Annotated in this window: 17 protein-coding genes and 1 pseudogene; all 18 read left to right on the top strand. The window is 43.4% G+C overall.

Going from position 1 to position 23,161, the window contains the following annotated elements:
• Nucleotides 1-158 precede the first annotated feature (158 nt).
• The 18 genes and pseudogenes from J2T20_RS14915 to J2T20_RS14830 all read left to right on the top strand — a co-directional run bounded on the left by J2T20_RS14915 (nucleotide 159) and on the right by J2T20_RS14830 (nucleotide 23,140).
• Nucleotides 159-4,112 carry an S-layer homology domain-containing protein gene (locus J2T20_RS14915; protein WP_307589612.1) on the top strand — a complete coding sequence of 1,318 codons (3,954 nt, stop codon included), beginning with the start codon at nucleotides 159-161 and terminating at the stop codon, nucleotides 4,110-4,112.
• A gap of 466 nt (nucleotides 4,113-4,578) precedes the next feature.
• Entirely contained in the window at nucleotides 4,579-5,322 is a 744-nt protein-coding gene (locus J2T20_RS14910; protein ID WP_307589610.1) for a hypothetical protein, read from the top strand.
• Between the two features lie 11 nt (nucleotides 5,323-5,333).
• A complete protein-coding gene (locus J2T20_RS14905; RefSeq protein WP_307589608.1) occupies nucleotides 5,334-6,809 on the top strand; it encodes a DUF6792 domain-containing protein in 1,476 nt (491 codons plus the stop codon).
• A 17-nt stretch (nucleotides 6,810-6,826) separates the two neighbouring features.
• Nucleotides 6,827-7,069: a hypothetical protein gene (locus tag J2T20_RS14900; protein WP_307589606.1), complete on the top strand. Its 243-nt coding sequence runs from the start codon at nucleotides 6,827-6,829 to the stop codon at nucleotides 7,067-7,069.
• A gap of 14 nt (nucleotides 7,070-7,083) precedes the next feature.
• The gene (locus J2T20_RS14895; protein WP_307589604.1) at nucleotides 7,084-8,883 is read left to right on the top strand and encodes a hypothetical protein; all 1,800 of its coding nucleotides are present in this window, start codon (nucleotides 7,084-7,086) and stop codon (nucleotides 8,881-8,883) included.
• Nucleotides 8,884-8,973: 90 nt separating this feature from the next.
• Nucleotides 8,974-9,720, top strand: coding sequence for a hypothetical protein (locus tag J2T20_RS14890; protein WP_307589603.1), 747 nt, complete (start codon nucleotides 8,974-8,976; stop codon nucleotides 9,718-9,720).
• Nucleotides 9,721-9,782: 62 nt separating this feature from the next.
• Nucleotides 9,783-14,408 carry a type VII secretion protein EssC gene (gene essC / locus J2T20_RS14885; RefSeq protein ID WP_307589601.1) on the top strand — a complete coding sequence of 1,542 codons (4,626 nt, stop codon included), beginning with the start codon at nucleotides 9,783-9,785 and terminating at the stop codon, nucleotides 14,406-14,408.
• Complete coding sequence (locus J2T20_RS14880) at nucleotides 14,401-14,652, top strand: methyltransferase (RefSeq protein ID WP_307589599.1); 252 nt, start codon at nucleotides 14,401-14,403, stop codon at nucleotides 14,650-14,652. Before essC ends, J2T20_RS14880 begins: the two co-directional genes overlap by 8 nt.
• A gap of 35 nt (nucleotides 14,653-14,687) precedes the next feature.
• The gene (locus J2T20_RS14875; RefSeq protein ID WP_307589596.1) at nucleotides 14,688-14,987 is read left to right on the top strand and encodes a WXG100 family type VII secretion target; all 300 of its coding nucleotides are present in this window, start codon (nucleotides 14,688-14,690) and stop codon (nucleotides 14,985-14,987) included.
• Between the two features lie 18 nt (nucleotides 14,988-15,005).
• Nucleotides 15,006-15,308, top strand: a complete 303-nt coding sequence (locus tag J2T20_RS14870; RefSeq protein ID WP_307589594.1) for a pore-forming ESAT-6 family protein — start codon at nucleotides 15,006-15,008, stop codon at nucleotides 15,306-15,308.
• Between the two features lie 97 nt (nucleotides 15,309-15,405).
• Nucleotides 15,406-16,137 (top strand): annotated as a pseudogene (locus J2T20_RS14865) (serine/threonine protein kinase); the annotation flags it as partial.
• Between the two features lie 147 nt (nucleotides 16,138-16,284).
• Complete coding sequence (locus J2T20_RS14860; protein WP_373457808.1) at nucleotides 16,285-17,049, top strand: vWA domain-containing protein; 765 nt, start codon at nucleotides 16,285-16,287, stop codon at nucleotides 17,047-17,049.
• Nucleotides 17,050-17,065: 16 nt separating this feature from the next.
• Entirely contained in the window at nucleotides 17,066-17,896 is an 831-nt protein-coding gene (locus J2T20_RS14855) for a hypothetical protein (protein WP_307589592.1), read from the top strand.
• 417 nt (nucleotides 17,897-18,313) lie between these two features.
• Entirely contained in the window at nucleotides 18,314-18,994 is a 681-nt protein-coding gene (locus J2T20_RS14850; RefSeq protein ID WP_307589590.1) for a GntR family transcriptional regulator, read from the top strand.
• 7 nt (nucleotides 18,995-19,001) lie between these two features.
• Complete coding sequence (locus tag J2T20_RS14845) at nucleotides 19,002-20,216, top strand: trans-sulfuration enzyme family protein (protein WP_307589589.1); 1,215 nt, start codon at nucleotides 19,002-19,004, stop codon at nucleotides 20,214-20,216.
• 48 nt (nucleotides 20,217-20,264) lie between these two features.
• A complete protein-coding gene (locus J2T20_RS14840; RefSeq protein WP_307589587.1) occupies nucleotides 20,265-21,452 on the top strand; it encodes an amidohydrolase in 1,188 nt (395 codons plus the stop codon).
• A gap of 10 nt (nucleotides 21,453-21,462) precedes the next feature.
• Nucleotides 21,463-22,506: a methionine ABC transporter ATP-binding protein gene (locus tag J2T20_RS14835; protein WP_307589585.1), complete on the top strand. Its 1,044-nt coding sequence runs from the start codon at nucleotides 21,463-21,465 to the stop codon at nucleotides 22,504-22,506.
• Nucleotides 22,481-23,140, top strand: a complete 660-nt coding sequence (locus tag J2T20_RS14830) for a methionine ABC transporter permease (protein ID WP_307589583.1) — start codon at nucleotides 22,481-22,483, stop codon at nucleotides 23,138-23,140. The genes J2T20_RS14835 and J2T20_RS14830 overlap by 26 nt, the downstream gene beginning before the upstream one ends.
• Nucleotides 23,141-23,161: the final 21 nt, after the last annotated feature.

Raw genomic sequence — 23,161 nt, 5'->3', positions numbered from 1 at the left:
AAATTTGGTAGAAAACCAAAATTATACAAGGGGCGTAGTTGGATGAAAAAGGTGAAAAATAATTATCTGATTTTACTGTTACTAATGTTATTTATGTTTAACTCATTAGGGGTTGTGGCCCCGGCAGCCAGCGCGGATTCATCACTTTACCGAATAATTTGACCGACTGGCTATTGGACGAAGAAGCTGGTTATATTTACGCAATCTCTAGCGGCGATAATAACCTTTATTTTATTCGACTCAGCGATTTTAAGATTGAAAAAACGATAAATATTGGTTCTAACCCTTATTCTCTTGCACGGGATGGGCAGTTTCTGCAAGTCACGCTTTCCGGAGCGACACTGATAAAGACGGTTGACCTCGCTACACAAGATATTACAGATACGATTACTACAATAGAAATACCTTACTCGATAGCGGCCTCTTCTAATCATCTTTTCTACGAGACTAATAACGGTAAGATCTACAAATATGATAAGGGTACAGGAACAACCAGTTTATTGTTCAATGATTATTATATTCACAATAAAATAACTCTAGCAGTTGATGATTTATCCAATACACTTTATGTGGGTCAATTGTCCTCTTATGGCGGATTAATGGCTATAAACGCTGAGACCGGAGAAAAGCTGAGTGAGGACATAGATGACAGCATGGAGATTGGAGGACCTTCGTTATCGCTTAAACATATTTTTATTGATGAGCAATTCGTATATTTTGGCGGACATCGGTTTAATAAAAACAACTTGATAGAGACCACAGGTACATACACCAGAGCGAATAACGACTACAACTATCTCGAATCCGTGATATTGGATGTATCAGACACCTATGTTATTACCACGGAAGGGGTATACGATAAAAATACTTATGCTCCGTTAGCTCTGTTCCCTTCAAACAGTAAATTTGCCTTGCTGGACTCGAACGGTCATGCATATCTTACAGGCACAGCGAATGGGTATGAGGATACCAATAAGATCAAACGAATTGATCTTACAATTGCACAAAGGACTTCGGCTACTATTACCGCGGATTCTTATTCCGTCCGAAGTGATCAGGCAATTACCGACTGGGTCACTTCGGACAGTTCCCCCTATATCTACGCCATTGTGGCGAGCACTAACGAGCTTGTCATTATTCATAAAGAAGATATGAGTGTAGAAAAGAAGATGTTTATTGGTTCTAACCCAAGAGAGATTAAGATTTTCAATAACAAGTTATATATCATCTTCAAAGGTGAAAACCACATCAATATTATGGATTTGGGCGACGGTATTCCAACAGAAGCGGGCGCTGTCAAAATCACCACAAAGCACTATCCGCTAAATGTCTATCCTGACAACAATAATCGTATTTTGTATAATGGCCGAACATTTGCAGGCGGTATCAGCGTGACATCAGCGGTCTATACCTCTGTTACGGATACGGTTTACAATGAAAAAAGTACAGCAATCTATTCTTCTGGCAGCTACTTGTTGGACCCCGATCAAGAGATACTTTATGGCGTAGGTAGTTATAACCTCTCTATATATAATAGTCAAAATTTTGATTTGCTTGAAAGAAAAAGTGTGGATAGTGGTGCTTTCGATCCCAAATTATTTCTCGATGAAGGCAGTTTATACTATGGGACACGCAGGTATAATGCCAACCAGACTTCCATGCTTTACGGGTCCTATCCAGAAGGGGTTATATACGCACGCGGCAGTCTCGTGTTCAGTAATGGTGCCGTCTACGACAGAGACAGTTTTACAAAAACCTATGATTTGTTAATGTACATCCAAGATGCATATGTTGATGCAGATCAAACCATTTTCGTATCCACAAATAACCGTCTTTATAAGTTTAGTACCTTTGAAGAGTTGCAGTCTGTTATGAATGAGGCCCGCTTGCCTTCTAATGCCGTTTTCGTGGATGAAGATTTGAATTCCGGTACGATTAACGGGTATTTGTCCTTTGTACCGCCGGCCGACCAGGATGGGATTAAGGGGTATGCTGCGTACTATCTAGACGAGAATGGCAATAAGCTTCAGCAAGTCGGAATATATAAGAAGAATCTGTTGTCAACGGATTCATTCTTTATTTATGAAATATCACAATCAAGATTGCCCGCAGGAGCAGTAAGTATTGGGCTGTATCCGGTGGTTCGTCTGGATACCTATGGCAGTGAGCATATATTAGACGTTCATATCTCTGTTCCCATCTATGATTCACCGGGATATCTGCCTGTAGATTTGTTAATGACGGATACGAACTCTGACATATCTAAATTTGCTGGTACAGTGACGTGGAAACCAGGAATAGCTGAAATGCCAGGTGTCCGTTATTACTTGTATTTTATTAATGCAGATGGTGCCATGGGAGATGAGATAGCCGTCGTAAATGGTGGGCAAAAGATGTATTCCGTGACTATTCCAGTGAAAGATGTACCGGCGGAAGCCTTTGGGATCGGCGTTTTCATGGAAAATGAGGATTTCAGTTCGCCATTCTATAGTGAGTCGCTATTGGAAGATAAACGAACACCGGCTATCCCGGCATCATCCATTACCGTACACAAATACATGGTTCTAGCGGATAATATCGTCATGAATAACCTTGTAGCCGGTGATATTATACGTGTATACAATGAGGAACAAACAGCCCTTCTAGGGGGCGGGATCGTTGATCTGAACAATAGCACCATTACCATTACGATCGGAAACCTTGGGAATCCCGGAGAAAAGCTACTCCTAACCCGACAAACAATCCATAGAGGTGAAAGCACAGGTACTTTAGTTGTTATACCTCCTGTTACGAATCCTAGTGGTGGAGGTAGCAGCGGCGGTGGCGGAGGAGGAAGTGGTGGAGTTGGCGGTGGCGGTGGCGGTGGCGGAGTAGTTGGCGGCAACAAGCCTGAAGATGCCAAGATAGTCACAACAATCAAAGAAAACACAGATGGAACCCATGTATCTTTGACAGAAGTGAACCCGACATTTATTTCAAAGGCCGTAAGCGATCCCGAATTTAAAAAAAGTCCGGTGATTATTATCAAGGCTGATGAAAAAACGGCAGCTCAAAGCAGCCAGTTCCAGATAGATTCAAGTTCATTAACAAGTATCATTATTAATTCAAAGGATGCTGTACTTATTCTAGAATCAACATCGGGCAAGCTTCGGCTTCCCGTGTATTCCTTAACCTCTTCCATTTCCCGGGACAATGGTTCAGATCAGAAGGTTGTCATTACAATTGCCCAAGCAGCAAGCGACTATAAAGCCAAGTTGAGTGCTCAACTTAAGGGCTCTACCACTGTTCCGTTGGGAAGTCCTGTGGAATATGAGGTTAAGCTTACAGGAGGCAGCCAGGATCGCATTCTTTCAAGTTTCTCTGATTATGTCGGTCATGTGATGAACTTTAATGTAACAAAAGACTCGAATGCCGTTTATGCAGGCTTAACCTATGATCCGATTACACAGACATACGTTCCGGTTCCAACCACTTGGGAATGGAAAGATGGAATGTTACAGGTCACATTAAAGCGTAAGGGGAATTCCGTATACACTGTTGTTCAAAATCATGTAGAATTTAATGATTTGGATAACAGCAATCTGTATAAAGAAAGTATCTTAGCCTTAGCGAACCGAGGGGTTATCAACGGTTATAGTGATGGAAGCTTCAAGGCGAGCTCGGTGGTCACGCGTGCTGAATTTGCTGCCATGCTCAATCGAACTTTAGGCATTTTACCTAAGTTGCAGGCTTCTAAAAGCTTTAGGGATGTTTCAAAAGAAATCTGGTATGCACAGCAGGTAAATGCAGCCGTCGACGCGGGTCTAATTAACGGCTTTACGGACGGTACTTTCCGGCCGAATCAAGAAATTACGCATCAAGAGATGATTGTTATGCTGGTGAATGCTCTGAAATATGGCGGAACGGACGCAGCAGTAAATAAGACCTCTTCGGTAGAGTTTCCTGATAAGTTGCCGAATTGGGCGAAATCATATTACACAGCTGCCTTGGATAATGAAATACTGCCGTCGAACAGTCCATTCCATTTCCAGACGGGCCAGAAAACACAACGTCAAGAAAGTGCATGGCTATTGTACCAATTGATGAAGGTATTGAAGCTTACAAACTCCTAGTAAACAATCGGCGAGTTGTGGATGTGCTGGGTCGGCGTTGATCAACCTTAAAAACCCGCTTAAATAGCGGGTTTTTTGTTGTTTATATTTCAATCCTCATCGGAAAGAACATTAGGAGAAGATAATAATGCGATGAACACATGAATACACCGCTCTTCAGTGGGCCTAAGGGCTTAAAGTTTGATTCTAATATGTAATTATAGTGCGAATTACACAACATTCGGGAAAGTTTTCAGGGAAAAAACCGGGGCTTATTTCCTGAACAGGAACCTAAGTCATATTTATTTTCTCTGGACTGGAGTATAATTCTTTATTAGTAATCTTGTGGAATTCAGGTTTAAATCAAAACTTTATGATTGTAAAGAACAATTCTAAGAAAACTGATGTTGTGCTTGGCATATTAAAATGGATAACAATCCTCTGATTTCTTTAGTTAAGATAAATCGAAAAGGGAGGCTTCACAGAATTGCTGAACAGAAAAATTCGGCTGTTATTAGTACTATGTGCAGCTATGTTGGGAGTGACGGGGTGCGTGGGAAAAGATCAGAAAGTACAAAAGATGATCAGTTATGTGGAAGATAAGTACGGCCAGTCTTTTGAAGTGGAACAATTGGACAAGGGTAGTACTTTCTTTGCTGAACTTTATGGTGGAGATAAACTACTTGTTCATCCTAAAGGTCAGGTTAAAGAACCATTTTTTGTGTTTGAACACAGCACAAAACATACTTATAGCGACAATTATGTGCAGGCAAGTCTTAGTAATACGTTTACTGAAATACATAAGCTAAAAATCGAACAATTTGACAGTAGAAAAAGGGCGGTGAAGTTAGCTTTCCGCGGTACGAATACTCCTAGTGGGGCTGCATTTCTCGGAACGTCCGCCGAGGACTTTAATCGGGATTTATCATATGATGCAGATATATATGTCGATGTTGTCGTTAAGATGGATTCAAGTTATGGCATAAGTCAGGATGCGGAATTTCTTTATCAGCTATATAACTATATGAAGAGTATAACTCAACGGAATTTCATCATATCCATAGCGTATATCAAGCCGGAGAAGTTTGAAGAGGCAGAGGAAATTATCCGTATTGCTCATACTGTCAATTTTGCTTGGGCTTGGTTAGGGGACGGAGTTGAACAGGAGTTTAGCTTTGAACGTAAGGATCCAGTTCAAGATGCATCCTATTTTGTTAATATCAATCGTTAGCGGGTGAGGTTATGTCGATCAATGTAAATGATCTAACGAACAGAGAAAAATACTTCCTTTTAGAGTTATCCTATATCGATTTAGATGTAAAGAGCTCGAATCTAGAACCTAATGATTATAAAACAATAGATGAAGCGCTTAAATCGGCTCTGAAATTTAGTGAAGGAAATGAGGAAGCCCAAGAGAAAATTACAACTTTGCAGAATAGTTACGCTGATATTATCGGTATAAACGGATCTTTACGTGATGTTAAGCTGGTTGGATATGAGAATGCCAATCGGTTAAGAGTCAAAGGGAATGAAGCAAGTACTGGTTTTGTAGGGTATGCACTGGAAGATAGTAGTGGAAACCGAGGGTTTTTATACCGAGGCAGTGAGCGCGAGGATACCGATAATTTATTGGATGGACTTGCTGACTGGACGGATAATTTTGACTCCACTATATCCGGAACTTCACGGCAGGTAATACAGGCTAATGCATTCTTTGAAAAATATTCGACCGATGCTCATGGTAAGCCACTTGATATTACATACTCGTTCTATGGTCACTCCAAAGGTAATAATCTTGCTACGGAAGTATTCTTGAACAACCTTGATAAGGATGTTTATGGGTATAGTGTAAACGGACAGCCAGTCTACTGGTATGACCTCACTGAACGCCAGAAGAATGAACTAAGAGGCGACAGATATACATTCATTGTACATGAGGGCGACATTGTCAGTTCGCTCGGCTATGTAGATTATGTAGATCTTGTTGTGAAAACCAAAGAGGGAACCCATGGTATGTTTGGGCCGCACTCCCTAAGTTCCGTTGATTTTGAATCTTCCGGGAACCTCTACAATGCCAGAAAACCGACGGCAATGGATCAATGGATGCAGAGGCAACGTGATCTGGAGATCACAGTTTCGATCGCCGCGATTCAGATTGTTGCGGATTCGCTCGCAGGGATATCTACTATTCTCGAAATGGTCGGGATAAAGAGATACGGCTATTTTGTGGTTGATTCCATTAAACAATCTCTTGTAATGCTGGAGAAAGGTTCTAAGCAGGTTGCCATAGCAATCAAAGATGGCTGCGTTGCGCAATTGAAAAAACTGAATCTTTGGAGCCAAGAGCAAATTGGAAGCATCTCTAGCTGGTTTGACGGAGTGATAATAAAAGCGACAAAATGGTTAACTCTCGTTCGCGAAGCTTATGGAGCCCGTTCTGCTTTTATAGAAGAAGATCACTTGTCAGTAGATCTCATGCGGTTAACCCATTACGCCCAGAGACTGTCTAGTTTAGGCAGGCAGGTAGAGGACATTAATGATGTGATTGACTCTTTATATAGGCGTATTAGTTTATTGGACCTGGGACATTTGCTTAAAGCTGATTACTTTACTGGACACACAAACCAGCTAGGCCAGTGTATGCAGTATTTGAACAACAGTCGTGAACTGCTGCAGTCTACGGAGTACAAACTGAATCAGCAAGCGAATATGTTCTGATAGGAGGCACTGAAGGTATGTTGAATTTAGTGGAACAGGAAAGAGAACGTCAACGTGAGCGTCAACGGGAACGAGAACGGATTCAAAATGAGATTAGAGAAATTAACGCACGCCTGCAATCAGTCTGCATGGAGTTAGAGAGTATTTCCGGAGAAGTGGAAAGAGAGTTTAAAGGTATAGGCGCGTCTCTATGCTCACAAAAATTGATTCAGGTATCTGGCCGGTACAGGTCGGTTATCAACGAGTTGAGCCAAATTTAGAGGGGAAAAATTAGATGGCATTCAATCCAGAAACAAATGATGAATTGGTGATCGACGGCAAGGTTTATGCCGTTCAGGGGCATCCATTCTTTATTGAAATTCCTTACGGTCAAGAGGGTAGACAAGGAACGGTATATAAACTCACCAGTGTACAGGATGGCCTCTCCAAGGCACTGAAGGTATTCAAACCCGCCTTCCGGCAGCCTTCCAATGTCTATTTATCGGAGCAGCTTGCAGTATTTTCTAAGATTGAGGGTCTTCAAGTCTGTGAACGTTCTGTGCTGATTCCACAGCGGGACATGGAACTATTGGGAACTCATTCCGAGCTGTTGTATGCGGTTCTTATGCCATGGATCAATGGCCCAACCTGGATGGATATCATGCTGGATAAAAGGGATTTCACGAAGGATACTGCGCTCCATACCGCTAAATCCTTGGCTGAGGTATTATCTTTCATGGAACAGCGCGGGTTGGCGCATGGAGATTTATCGGGTTCGAACGTTATGATTCCCGGACTCTTGCATGAGATAACACCATTAGTCAAATCATGGATTCAGCTCATTGATATGGAGCAGATGTTTGCGGTTCAGCTCGACAGACCCGAATATCTGGCAACAGGATCACCCGGATACTCTTCTAGAAGAAGCGAATACCAGCATCTCTGGAACAAATATGCCGACCGTTATTCCGGCAGCATATTGCTTGCAGAGATGTTAGTTTGGTTTCATCCGGAGATCAGAGAAGCAGCCTGGGGTGAGAGCTATTTTGATCCGGAGCGCATGGAGGAGGATCATGACCGAGTAGTCTTGATCAACAAGGTGCTGGTGGAAACTTACGGGAACGAAGTTGCTAGACTTTTTCGCAAAGCATGGAATAGTGATGCGCTGTATCAATGTCCGGCATTCGGAGAGTGGTTCATCGCACTATCATCTGTCAGTTTTAAAAATATAGTAATTCCTGAAATTCCAGCAGGGAATGTAGTAGATTCGGAGGCTCTCCTTCCGCTTCATCATCCGGTTCCAGCCGAGGTATTACCGGAATGGAGTGAAGCAGGGTTAAGCAGGGCAAGAATGCTGGAAAGTGAAGGAGACTTGAATGGGGCACTGGCGGCCTATACAGCATTACTTGCTAGTCCTCTTGTTAATTCTGCAGTCCGCTATGAAATAGAAGCTGCGGCAGCCGTAATCCAGTCTCTGATCGCCAAGCAGCAACTGCAAGTGGTAACCCCAGAGTCTGAAGAACCACCTGTAAGGAGGAAATGGAGAGCCGGAATAATTGTTGCATTGGCATCGGCTATTCTCCTCGGCGGAGGTCTGACTGTACGCGGAATGATGCGTGATTCCGACTCTAAAGAGCCATTAATGAATGCAGTTGCCCAGACTTCAGAGCCTACTCCGTCTGAAACAGTGAATGCTGTTTCCGCAGTAGATCAAGTTATAGCCGAGGAAACAGCGACTCCGCAGCCTGCTTTGCCTTCCAGTCAGCCGACTGCTACATTGGTGGCCAAACCGACCATTCAGCCAACGGCCAAGCTAAGCGTAAAACCGTCAAAGAAACCGACTGCTCCAACCACTAAACCAACTGCAAAACCAACGGTTAAGCCGACAAAAAAACCGACGGCTACGAAATCGGTGGCAACAGTGAAGCCAATATCGAAGGATCAAAAAATCAAAGCTCTTGAGGATAGTATTTTTAATGCTTACAACGTTGAAGACGATACGGAGAAGGTTATTCGTCTATCTAAACAATTGAAGGCACTGGACAGTCATAACAGTCTGGCGCTAAGAATGTTAAGAGAGCTTACAGGAGAGTAGTTAAATGAATTGGCATCAGCTTTCTGGGGGCCAGCGTTGTACAAAACTAATCGAAGGGTGAAGCCCATATTATGTTAAGGAGGAATTGACATGAAGAAGTTTATCTCAGGCTTTGTGTGTGGCGCAATATTGTTCGGAGGTGTTACTGTATTTGCGGCAGATTTAAAAGGGGCCTTATTTAACATTAACAATGTTGAAGTAGATGGGAAAAAGATTACCGTTAATAGCCAAAACAAACCGTTTACCTTTCAGGGATACGCCTATTTTCCAAGCTACATGCTGTCTGACATGGGCTACACACCTTCTCGTTCCAGTGATGGAAAGACTATAACTCTAAATTCAACGGGTAAGAAGGTTTATGCAACCGGCGGCGCTGTTGGACCGGGAATAGATTATTTAATTGCTGCTTCCGATGTTGTTAATACAAGTGCATTGAGCTCCGTTGCGTATGATAGCAGCACAATAATTAGAGATCAGAAGGGGACAACCCACTCCAATTATATGTATGCGATGTTAGGTGATAATACCCCGGATAGCAAGGGACAAGTAAAGATTACATATCAGGTGGATGAAAAGTATAGACAGTTTAATGCAAAGGCGGGTGTGATTCAGCACCAATTAGGTAACATGAGTACGCAACCAATCACTCTTACCGTCTATACAACGGATAAGGCGGGACAAACAACCTTATACGGGACGTATAACTATACCTCCAAGCAAAGTCTCACCAATTTGATTGTGCCACTTCGTTATGTTGATAAGATTACTTTTACGATGAGTAGTGTCGGCGATGCCAAAGTGGAATTTGCCATGTTTGATCCTGTATTTATCAAATAGTACTACTCTAAGAAGCCAGAGCGGAGTTTTTTAGAGAGTTCTAATAGGGAGTGGAGGTAGGAATGCAGTTATCACTGCTTAAAGACACGGTTATCTATACCTGTGTTCTTCCTAAGAAACAGAAGGGAAAATACTGGATCACGCAAAGAAATGATCAGAATTATGAAGAAAACATCATCAGTGTGGAAGGCATAGAAGGGAATTGGATTTTAAAATCCAATAAGCAGGCGGTTATTCTGGATGACAACAGGTCCACGGTCAAGGAAATAGCCGTTGAACCCATGAATATATACCATATTCATCTCACGAGAACAGATGAGTATGTTGTGTTATTTTCCGAGCCTGTTTCTGCGGACAGAAATACCTTCAAGAAGCTGAGGCTTCCTGCATCCAGCAGAATAACCATTGGACGGGCAGAGAGTTGTGATCTTCACTATGCCAATAAGTATACTTCATCCATTCATGCAGAACTGCTGATCAATGGCGCTATTATAACGATTCAGGACCAGAACAGTGCAAACGGAACGTTTGTAAACGGAGAACGGGTCACAAGCAAAGTGTTGAGGCCGGGTGATGTGATTTATATTATCGGTCTCAGAATGATTATGGGTCTCGATTTTATCGCCGTGAACAATCCGGATGGGCAGCTTAAAAGCAAAAACTCCGTCTTTTATCCCTACATTAAGCAGGCTGTTGCTGCTGTGGCAGAGGAAGAGGAGGAACTGGAGGAGATCTCATCTTCCCAGGACTGGTTCTACCGTTCCCCGCGGTTCAAGCGGGATATAAAGAAGGCGGAGTTCGTGATTGATCCTCCACCCTCTCTCGGTAATATGGAGCAACTGCCGATCATGTTAATGCTGGGTCCGTCCATCACCATGGGTATGGCCTCGCTCTTTACAGGTTTGTTCACGCTCCAGACCGTACTTAATACCGGAGGCAGTGTCAGAAATGCCATGCCAACGCTGGTAATGTCAGTGAGTATGCTGCTTGGCACAATATTATGGCCTATTTTGGCCAGAAAACATGAAAGTAAGCGGCGAAGACTTCGTGAACAGAACAGAAATGTGAAATACAAGGAGTATTTGGAGCATCTTCGACTGCAAATTGCTGAGGAGTGTGTGCATCAGAGTGACATTCTGCATGAGAACCTCGTTACTGTAGGCGACTGTATTACCCGTATAGAACAGCAGCAGCGTAATCTATGGGAGCGAACTCGCACACATAATGACTTTTTAACGCTTAGACTGGGCCTTGGGGCCGTTGCTTTGCAGGCCGAAATAAAACATCCGGAAAAAAGATTTACTCTGGATGAAGATGAGCTTCAAGAGGAATTGAACACTCTTATCGAAGAACCTAAGTTCCTAAATAACGTGCCATTGCCACTGTCATTGACTGAGGATTGGGTAACCGGGATTATCGGAAACAGAGAAGCTACCGTGACGCTTACAAAACAATTTATTCTGCAACTTACCGCTCTTCACAGCTATGACGAGCTAAAGCTCGTATTCCTCTATGACACCAAAGAACAGGGTATCTGGGAATTTGTGAAATGGCTTCCCCATGTATGGAATGAAGAAGGAAGTCTGCGGTTTGTCGCATCCCGATTAAATGAAGTGAAGGAGTTATCCGCTTATTTGGAGAAGGAGCTGTCCTCTCGGGAGAATCTCTCCTCTGATGAAGCAATTCAGGATGTGGTGCCTTATTACGTGATTATAGCTGCAGACAGGCATCTAGCGGGCAAAGCGGAAATAATCAATGGATTATTAAAGCAGAAAAAAAATCTCGGATTCAGTATCCTACATCTTTATGATCAGCTGATGAATCTCCCTAAAGAGTGCTCCCTGGTCATTGAGTGTGACGGAGAAAATTCAAAAATTTATGACAAAGATGATATTTCTGGAAATTCAATATCTTTCTGCCCTGATCCTTATGAAACCAGTAACGAGCTTGCACTTGCTGTCCATCTGGCCAATATTAGGCTCGACACGTCGGGCTCCAAGTACAACCTGCCGGATATGTTGACGTTTCTGGATATGTTTGAGGTCGGTAAGGTGGAGCACCTTAACGCCTTGACCCGTTGGAAGGATAACGATCCGGTACTGTCTCTTGAAACTCCTATCGGTGTGGATACCTCAGGAGCCTTATTTAATCTTGATCTTCATGAAAAGTTCCACGGTCCGCACGGATTAATCGCCGGGATGACAGGCTCAGGAAAAAGTGAATTTATAATGACCTATATATTGTCATTGGCTGTAAATTATCATCCGCAAGAGGTTGCTTTTATACTAATCGACTATAAGGGTGGGGGAATGGCAAGCGCGTTTACGGGTCTGCCTCACCTAGTGGGAACGATAACTAATCTGGACGGCGCTGCGGTGAAGCGTTCGCTAATTTCAATCCAGAGCGAGCTTAAGCGGCGTCAGTCTATTTTTCAGGACATTAATAGCCGATTGGGATTAAGCAACATCGATATTTATAAATACCAGAAGCTCTTCCGGGAAGGCCAAGTTACAGAGCCGCTTCAACATCTGTTCATTATTTCTGATGAATTCGCCGAGTTGAAAACCCAACAGCCGGAATTCATGGAACAGCTGGTAAGCGCAGCGCGCATCGGACGAAGCCTGGGCATACATCTAATTCTGGCAACCCAGAAGCCTGCCGGCGTGGTTGATGACCAGATTTGGAGCAACAGCAAATTCCGCATTTCACTGAAGGTCCAAGAGCGGGCTGACAGTATGGATGTAATCAAAAGGCCGGATGCCGCCGAATTGTCTGTAACCGGGAGGTTTTATATTCAGGTAGGCTTCAATGAATTGTTTGAGCTGGGGCAATCCGCATGGGCTGGAGCACCGTATTATCCCGCGGACCGGATGGAACAAACGAAGGATCAAAGCTTGACGGTAGTTGATAATCTGGGCCGTATTGTGAAGCAGGTAGCTGCAGACAAGCGGAAAAGAAGATTCCATAATCCGAGCAAACAGATCAATAAGATTAATGAATATCTCTCCCAAATAGCTGTTGAAGAAGGCATTAAGGTGCGGCCGCTGTGGTTGGAGCCGATTCCTGCTGTTATTTATCTTGATGAATTGAAAAAGAAGTACCCGCATCACACGGATTCTTACGGCGATATCAATCCTGTGATCGGCGAAGTGGATGATCCGGTGAATCAAAGACAGCTGGCTATGACCTTTCCGCTTTCCCGGGATGGGAACGCAATCATTTATGGGGCTGCGGGAAGCGGCAAAACAGTCTTTATGACCACTTTAATCACTTCGCTGATAGAGCAGCATACTCCAAATGAAATAAATATGTATATCCTGGACTTTGGCTCGGAAACGTTGGGGGTATTCTCGGAATCGCCGCATGTGGGCGATGTGATGTTCTCCCACGATACCGAAAAAGTTAATAATCTGTTCCAAATGCTTCAGCGAAAAATAGTAGCTAGAAAGAAACGGTTCTCCCCGTTTGGAGGTGACTTCCGCTCTTATAACCGCAGCTGTACGGAACAGGAGCCTTCGATAACCGTTATTATCCATAACTATTCCGCATTTACCGAGCTTTTTGAAGGCAAGGAAGAGAGCATCTCGCTGTTGAGCAGAGAAGGCGTGAAATATGGTATTTATTTTGTTCTGACTGCACTTAACACAGGTGCTGTACGGTACAAAACACTACAGAATTTCAAGCAGTTGTTTGTGCTTCAGCTTAACGATTCTTCCGATTATTCGGGTGTGCTGGGCAATGTCGATGGTATCTACCCTTCGAAACTGAAGGGCAGAGGAATCTTCAAGACTGACAATGTATATGAATTTCAGCTAGCCCATATTCAATCAAACGGTGGTAACGTGCTAAGCGAATTGCGAAGCAGCTGCAGCAGCTGTGCGAACCAATGGATGGGAAATGCGGCTGAACGGGTACCGATATTACCAGATAAGGTTGACCTTACGTTTCTAAAGAAAGATATTCACCAGCGGAAGGACGGATGGATTCCTGTAGGTGTGGAGAAAGAGAGCCTTGAAGTGTCTTATATGGACTTTAGCCAATCCTATATCCAGCTGGTGCTTTCTCGGGATCTTGACATGACCGCTTTCGTGCAGGGACTAGTTGAGGTGCTCGCGGAGAAAGGGACTTCCAAGTTGTTGGTATTCGATGCCGAGGGGCGGTTTATGGAAGGGCGCCGAGATCATTACCGTTATGTCGATGACCAGAGCGATGCTGCAGAGAAGATGGTTATTGAACTGTTCAATACGCTGGTGAAGCGGAATAATGCCTTTAAGGATGCGATGGCTGCAGGTCAGCCGGTTCCTGCGTTTGAGAAGCTAACGGTCATTGTGCTTTCAGTATCCGCCTTGATGTCCAAGCTATCGGAGGATGCCAAGAATAAATGGAAGGTTCTGCTTGATAAAGGTGATACGGCCTACCAGGTGCATTTTGTTCTGGCTGAACGAGCCGCTTATATTGCTACAATTTCTTATGAGGCTTGGTATAAGGAGCATGTGGCTGCGGGTGAAGGGATATGGATTGGAGACGGCTTTACCGATCAATATCAACTGAAGACAGCTAGATTTGCGAATGAAATGTACCGGGAGATTGGGGATGATTTCGGTTACGTGCTGCATCGCGGCAAGGCTGTTCTGGTCAAGCTGCTGAGTAGTAGTGCACTCGGGGAGGAGGCGGTACCCGTTGGATAAAATCATTATTGAGGTGTATATCCCGGCGATAAGCCAGACACTTGATGTGTTTATTCCTCAAGATCTTCGCCTGTCTGAGATTGAAGGTTTGATGATAGCCGCAGTCACGGAAGTATCAGGGGGATTCTTTACCAGCTCTCAGGATACCGTCATCTGCGACAAGACCACTGGAACAGTGCTTGATGTTAACATGTCGGCACGTGAGCTGGGTTTGAGTAACGGCTCCATGCTGATGTTAATATAAATTTTAATTCTTTATATCTGAAAGGGGCAGGAAGAATGGCTAAGATCGTAGTAGACCCTGCGCGGCTGGACTCAGCGGCACAGAAGATGGACAGTCAAGCTGCGGAGTACGCAGCACAATACAACAAGTTATTCACTGAGGTAAATGGAATGGGTTCCGCTTGGAAAGGGGCCGACAATACAGCATATGTTACTCAGATTCAAGGATTTGAAGATGACTTCAAGAATATGCACGACCTGCTTTTAAAATATTCTGATTTTCTGAAGCAGAGCGCCAAACTGTATCGGGATACACAAAATGAAATAATTAATTCTGCTAAGAAATTAACCAATTAAGAAAAGGAGGCTGCTGATATGTCAACAGAAGGAATTAATATTTCATTACCCGAGGTATCCAATACGGCTGGAACCCTTAGATCCATCAATGAAAGTCTCAGTGCCAGACTGCAAGAAATTAAAAACGAGATGAACGGACTTGCCGCTACCTGGCAAAGTGAAGCAAGTAATACGATTCGTGAGAAGTTTAAAGGAATGGAACCGCGATTTGAGGAATATAAGAATGTAATTACTTCCTATGCCACTTTCCTGGATAATACAGTAAAAGGATACGAAAGTGCCGAAAGTTCCATCAATAGTAATGCGAGCCAATTTAAATAGTATGTTCTGAATAGGGTAATGGAGATAATCCGTTGCCCTTCTTTTCACTTAAGAAGCAGGAAGCTATGGATCATACAGGGATTGGGGACTATGTAATATGTTAACGAACGGAGAGGTTCTTGGTGGGAGATATCTGGTGGAGGGGCTTATTGCCAGAGGGGGTATGGGTGCTGTCTACCGGGTGCGGGATTCCAGGTTAAATAACAAGCTTTGGGCGGTCAAGGAAATCAACGTCGATCAGGAAGCTGATACTAGCAGGTTCCTAGACGAAGTGCGTATTCTCAGCGAGCTGTCCCACCCTTACATTCTGAAAGTGGCTGATTATTTCGAGCCGGATGCTGAAGGCAGATGTTATCTGGTGATGGAATATGTGAATGGGCACACGCTTCAGGAAATATACGGTGAACATGCCTCTCCGCTGTCTATGCAGCATGTGCTCAAATACGCAATGCAGCTATGTGAGATCCTGAATTACTTGCATGAACAGCCCAAACCAATTATTTTTCGCGATCTAAAGCCCTCCAATATTATGGTTGATGAGTATGACAATTTGAAGCTAATCGACTTCGGCATTGCTAGAACTTTCAAGCAGGGACAGCTAAATGACACCGTTGCGCTTGGTACGCTTGTATTTGCTGCTCCGGAGCAGTTGGAGAATCGGCAGACTGACCTCAGAAGCGACTTGTATTCATTGGGTGCGACGTTATACTTCCTGCTTAGCGGAGGAAAATATTACTCTTCAACGCACTCCACCTTTGAGTTAATTCCTTCTGGGGTTCCCTATGAATATGTTATTCTGATCAAAAAATTGCTGGAATCTCACCCGGATCAAAGGTTTCAAAACGCACGCGAAGTAAAAAAACAGCTAGAGTTTATTACTAAATTAGTGACTGACAAAGCGCCCGTTGTCGAACCGACTGTTCGAATTAATCGGCAAAATGAATCCTCGCCGTTAACTGGAGATTTAACTGGTGGTTTGCTCCCGAGAAAAAACTTTACTGTTCAAGCTACACAGAGCACCCCGGCCTTAATTATCTACCTAATTGATGTAAGTGCTTCAATGGGCATGGAAATGAATAATGTCAGAAGAATTGATGTCGTAAAAAAAGCATTGGTTTCCGCCATAAAACAAATGGTCTTTCGTTCCACCAAGGGAAGTCGAATTGCGGCACGTTATCGAATCGCAATTCTTGCATATAGCGACGAGGTTTACGACCTACTGGGAGGCATCAAGGCGATAGATGAAATTGCCGGGACGGGGACACTGCCAGAGCTCACGCCCATACGATTCACAGATACGGCTAGCGCCTTCAAAAGAGCTGAGGAAATGCTCAGGGAAGAGCTGCCCCGTATGCAGAAATGCCCGGCCCCATTAATTTGCCATATGACTGATGGCGCGCATACCGGGGAAGACCCCGAACCAGTGGCCAGACGGATTATGCAGATGAGCGTGCCGGACGGTTCAGTACTTGTCGAGAATATATTTATTAATGATGATTTTCTTGAAGAATCGATTCAAGATCCGCGGAGCTGGAAGGGGATTCATCCCGAAATGGCCCTGAAGGATGACTACGCGGTTAAACTCAGAAATATGTCTTCTTCGCTTCCGGAAAGCTACCGCGAGATGATGTCGGAATTCTCGTATTCCCTACAGAGCGGAGTCGTTATGATGCTCCCTGGCAGCAGCCCGGAAATGGTATCTTTGGGCTTCCAGATGTCTGCTGCTACACCGATACGATAGGACAGGGATGATAGAGATGAGATTGTTTCAGATTGACCAACGATTGGAATATCCTCTGTCAGTACTGCAAGCAGGCCCGTTTGCCATCCGGTATACCTATGCCCGCTCCAGGGAGACACAGCAAGGGGATGATATCGGTCAGGACTACCTAACCTACAAAGTAACGAATGATGGGATTATGTTCTGTGTATGCGACGGAGTCAGTCAGTCCTATTACGGAAATCTAGCAGCAAAATATTTAGGAGATGCGCTGCTGCAATTCATGTCTGAATCGGATTGCTTCAATTCTATGGATAGTGAATACGTAAAGTATAGGTTATGTTCAAGTTTGCAACGAATGACCGCTCAGGCAACTGCAATGATCAACCGTCATGAAATCCCGACTCATATTGGAGGCCTCTTCCGCGAGGTATTGGAGGAGAAACGTATGAAGGGCAGTGAGACTACATTTGTCTGTGGGAAAATTATCTATTCTGCTGCACAAAAGAAAGGGCAGATCACGGCTGCATGTTTGGGGGATACGGGTATCCGCCTTTTTGATTACGGCACTGAAATACCGGGTCTGTTAACGGGAGAAATTTCCCACTGGAACCGTTGGTCAAGCTGTGATGGGGTTTTGGGGGAGGGGCCGTCTATTCTAACGGTGAGTCTTGAGAGAGACGCAAGCGGGCCTAATTGCATCCAAGTTTTCACGGACGGATTAATGGGATACAAGAAATGGCGGCGTCCTCCAGATGATGCAGAACTTCGGCAGATGATACATACCTCACATGATCATGCTGCCAGTGATGATGTTTCTTTTTTAGAGATTAGTTGGAATGAAGTAACTGGAGGATTCAAACGATAAAGCTTTAAAATGTAAGCTCGGCTCCATATGGAGTTAAACAAAAGACACCCTATAAGGGTGTCTAGATGGAGTCAGTTTCAAATGTCGCGAGAGGAGGAATCCTTTGGTTTACCAAATAGCAATATGTATGTAATATAATATAACGCCGTAACGTTAAATTTCTTTGATAATTATCTTAAATTTTAAGTTAAACTGTTATAATGTTATTAAAAATGACATAAAAGTGTGGACAATATCGTTTTCTGTATGTATTATAAGGCTAACTCCACGAGATGAGTGGGGGATGTGTGAGGTTACGGTTATATTATCAAGCTAAGGGAAATTAAAGCCTGAAAGACTAAATAAATAATTGTATACAATTATACAATTACACTTTTGAGTATAAGAGCTAGAAGATTATTGATTAGGAGATGGGCTATGAACACTTCTGTTATGCGGACACGCAGACTATCCAAGGATAATACCTATTTTGCACTCAAACAAAAAATTATTGATAGTGAGTTGAGGCCTGACCAGGTTGTACATGAAGAGAATTTGGCAGCTTTGCTCGGAGTTAGCCGCACTCCATTAAGAGAGGCGATACAAAGGTTAGAGAATGAAGAATTCCTCGTTCGACAACCTAATGGAAGGTTGAAAGTGGCGTCAGTAACCATGAAAGAGGTTGAAGAAATATTTCTTATTCGCAGCATGCTGGAAGGATATATTGCTAAAAATGCTGCTATAAATGCCACTGATAAAGATATTCACAACTTAACAAAAATGATAGAAAAAATGAAACAATCCTTTCAGCTGGGCGATAATCAGGACTTTGTTTCGTATGGCTTTGAATTTCATGATTATTTATCTGAAATGAGTGAACTGAAAACATTTGTGAGTATCTTGAATCACTTAAGGGATCATTCGCTTCGATATTGCCGATTTGTTTCCATGCATGGGGATTGGAACACACAGGCAGATGAAGAGCATAACCTCATTTTACAAATGATAGTCGACAGAAATGGGGACGGTGCGGAAAAAGCGATGCAAGATCATATCTTAAGCAGTCTATCTTCTGCATTGGAGAGATTAAAAGGAATTCAAGTGAACGGGGAGGATTGAGTTTTATATGAAAACAAAATGGAGTATGGATACGATGATTATTCATGAAAACCAGTTTCCTGACCCTCAAACAGGTGCCATCTCACAAAGTATCGTACCTGCAGTTGCCTATGCCTTCCCTGATGCAGAAACAGCAGCAGCAGTTGTGTGTGGTGAGGCAGAGGGTGTCTATTACGGAAGATATGGAAATCCTACTTCCCGAACATTGGAAAAAAAGATCGCTGCTTTAGAAGGTGGAGAAGATGCTTTAGGAGTTTCTAGTGGAATGGCTGCAATCTCTATTGCGTTGCTCGGCTTCTTGAAGCAAGGGGACCATGTCGTTGTGACAAAGGATGTTTATGGAGGTACCTATAACTTTCTGACATCCTTGGCACCTCGATTTGGTATACAGTTCGATTTCGTAGATTGCACGGATATACATTCAATGCTTAAGGCTATTAAACCAAATACAAAAGCTGTCTATATTGAAACCCCTTCTAATCCCAAATTAACAATCCTTGATATTAAAAAAATTACAGAAGCCTGCAAATCCTATCAGCTGCCCGTTATTGTCGATAACACATTTATGAGCCCTTGTTTACAGAAGCCTTTGGAGCTTGGAGCCGATGTTGTGGTCCATAGTGCAACAAAATATATTAATGGTCATGGAGATGTATTGGCTGGTTTTATAGTAGGAAAAAAAGAGACTATCCAGTTTATGAGAAAAAAACTGATGGGAGATTTGGGCCAACATTTAAATGCTTGGGACTCCTTCTTAATATTAAGAGGAATGAAAACAATGGCCTTGCGTGTAGAAAGACATTGCAGCAACGCCCAGAAAATTGCTGAATATCTCGAATCGCATCCCTCTATCGATAAAGTGTTTTATCCGGGATTAGAATCTCATCCTCAACATAAGCTGGCCAAAGAGCAAATGAAGGGGATGGGGGGTATTGTTTCTTTCGAAGTTAAGGGAGGCCTAGTTGAGGGGAAAAAATTAATAAACTCACTTCAATTAGCTATGATTTCATTCAGTTTAGGAGATCCGGAAACCTTAGTGCAGCATCCTGCATCGATGACACATGCTTCTATCCCAAAGGAAGAGAGAATTAAGTTCGGGATTACGGATGGATTAATTCGCATTTCGGTCGGGTTAGAGGATGCGGATGATATTATCGGCGATTTTGATCATGCTTTATCCGGTCTATTTGCCAGCTCTGAAATGAAAATAATAACGAAATAAACATTACATTACATTCATTTCATTCACAAAACTTTTAGGAGGAAGTACATGTCTACTAAACAGCCGGATGAGAATGAACAAGCATTACGTCGTCAATTAATTGACGTTCGAAGAAACCTTCATCGAGAGCCTGAATTATCTTACGAAGAGTTTAAGACAACAGAGAAACTGCGGAAATGGCTAACAGATGCCAATATTCAACTATTGGACCTCCCTTTGAAGACGGGACTTATCGCAGAAATTGGACGTAAGGAAGGCCCGATCGTAGCCATACGCTGTGACATCGATGCTCTCCCGATTGAAGAACAGACCGGATTGCCTTTTGCGTCAGAGATATCAGGAAAAATGCATGCATGCGGTCATGATTTTCACACGGCTACCATTTTAGGTGCTGCGTACTTGCTAAAAGCTCGTGAAGAAGAGCTGCAAGGGAGGGTTAGAGTATTGTTTCAGCCTGCTGAAGAAACCGGACACGGGGCTGAAAGCGTCATAGCATCGGGAGGTCTTGATGAGGTGGCTGCTATATTTGGTCTTCATAACTCACCAGACTTACCTGTAGGAACGTTTGGAACGAGGACCGGAGCTTTAACCGCAGGGGTTGACCGTTTTGAGATTACAGTAAAAGGGGTTGGAGCTCATGCGGCATACCCGGAAAACGGTGTTGATGCTATTGTAACAGCGGCTCAAATCATTACATCGCTTCAAACGATAGTAAGCCGCCAGAGCGGCGCAAGGGAACCGGTTGTGCTAAGTGTAACCAGGATAAATGGGGGATTCACTTGGAATGTACTGCCGGAGATTGTTGAATTAGAAGGCACAGTTCGAACCTATAATGAAGAGCTACGCCGTATGATTCCAGACCAAATGACTCGTATCATAGAGGGAATCGCAGCAGCAGCCGGGGCTGAAGCTAGGTTGCATTGGTTTCCAGGTCCGCCGGCCACTATAAATGATGGGTACTGGGCTGATTTCACAAAAGAGATTGCCAATCAGGTAGGTTACGAGGTGTTTGATATTGCACCGCAAATGGGAGGTGAAGATTTCTCACTGTATTTACAGAATATACCCGGTGCTTTTGTGAATATCGGAGCAGGTCCCGCTTATGCACTGCATCATCCCCGTTTCGATGTAGATGAGGCTGCAATATTACCAGCCGCCAAATATTTTGCTTTACTGGCTGATCAAGCACTGGTGCGACTGAAGGGGAAGTGTGGCCCCAAATCCGAAACGAAATGAGAGGATGAATATGATTGAATTAAAGGATGTTTATAAAACGTACACTCGAAAAGGCATCTCCAATGAGGCTTTGAAGGGGATCCAATTAAAGGTCGAAAAAGGCGATATATTTGGGGTTATCGGTTATAGCGGTGCCGGAAAGAGTACATTGATTCGTTTAGTTAATTATTTGGAAAGACCTACAAAAGGGCAGGTTTTTGTCGAGGGTCATGATTTAGGAGCATACAGTGTGAAAGAGCTTCGCGCCGCCAAAAAAAATATCGGAATGATCTTTCAGCATTTCAACCTGTTGGAATCGAAAAAAGTATTTGATAATGTGGCGATCCCCCTAGTTTTGCTGAAAAAGAATAAAAACGAAATTCGTGAGCGTGTTCTGGAACTGCTTAAGTTTGTTGGACTGGGGGATAAAGCGGGCAGCTATCCGAGTGAATTGTCAGGCGGACAGAAACAGCGCGTCGGGATCGCAAGAGCACTTGCCTCGAACCCCTCCATTCTCCTGTGTGATGAAGCGACATCAGCGTTAGACCCACAGACGACCCGATCTATTTTACAGTTATTAAAACAAATCAATGCAGAATACAACATTACGGTTATGATCATCACCCATGAGATGTCTGTCATTCAGGAGATTTGCAACAAGGTGGCAGTGATGGAAGAGGGACGTATTATCGAGCAAGGAAGTGTTCTAGAGGTATTCGGACATCCGAAGCATCCGACCACGCAAAACTTTGTAAAAACCGTTATTCAAAATAGCATTACTAACAGCGTGTTAAAATCCTTAAAAACTGAACCTGGAAGTCAGCTTTATAAGCTTGAATTAGTAGGGCAATGCGCTTCTGAGCCTATAATCTATCAAATGATTCGTTCATATGATGTGAAGGTCAATATTTTATTTGCAAATATGACTGAAATTCAAGAAACGACATTAGGAAAAATGATTATTCAGTTAAATGGAGAGGCAACTGAGGTTAACAATGCTCTGTCTTTCTTAAAAAATAACGGAGTCGGTGTTGAGGGGGTGGAAAAGCATGTTTTCAACTACAGTTACAGCTGACCAATTTATGCAGGCGATCACTGATACCCTTTATATGGTAGGGATGTCCTTGTTTGTGGGAGCCTTAATTGGGATACCGTTTGGGATATTACTAGTGGTCACCCGTCCAGGCGGTGTTTTGGAAAGTAAATGGCTGTATTCCATTTTGAACCCCGTTATCAACATTATCCGCTCCTTGCCATTTATTATATTACTCGTCGCCATTGTTCCGTTTACCCGATTGATTGTTCATACTTCGATTGGGACAAGCGCAGCGATCGTGCCGCTTATTATCTATATCGCACCTTATATCGGACGCTTGGTAGAGAACTCCTTGCTTGAAGTAAATCCGGGAATTCTTGAAGCGGCAGAGGCGATGGGGGCTACGCCGTTTCAAGTCATTTGGTACTTTTTATTACCGGAGGCTATCGGATCGTTAATCCTATCCTTAACGACTGCGACCATTGGGTTAATTGGTGCAACGGCGATGGCTGGAACGGTTGGCGGTGGTGGAGTCGGAGACTTGGCTATTGTATATGGACACCAACGATTTGATACGGTTGTAGTTGTTGCTACTGTGATTATCTTGGTTATTTTCGTACAAGGTATTCAGTCATTAGGAAACACTTTAGCGAGAAAGATTCGCCGCTATTAGTAATTTACGAAATGGGAGGAG

This window comes from Paenibacillus wynnii, assembly GCF_030812855.1.
GTDB classification, from domain to species: Bacteria; Bacillota; Bacilli; order Paenibacillales; family Paenibacillaceae; genus Paenibacillus_AQ; species Paenibacillus_AQ wynnii_A.
Note: the sequence above shows the minus strand (reverse complement) of the source record. Positions and strands in the feature narration are given on the sequence as shown.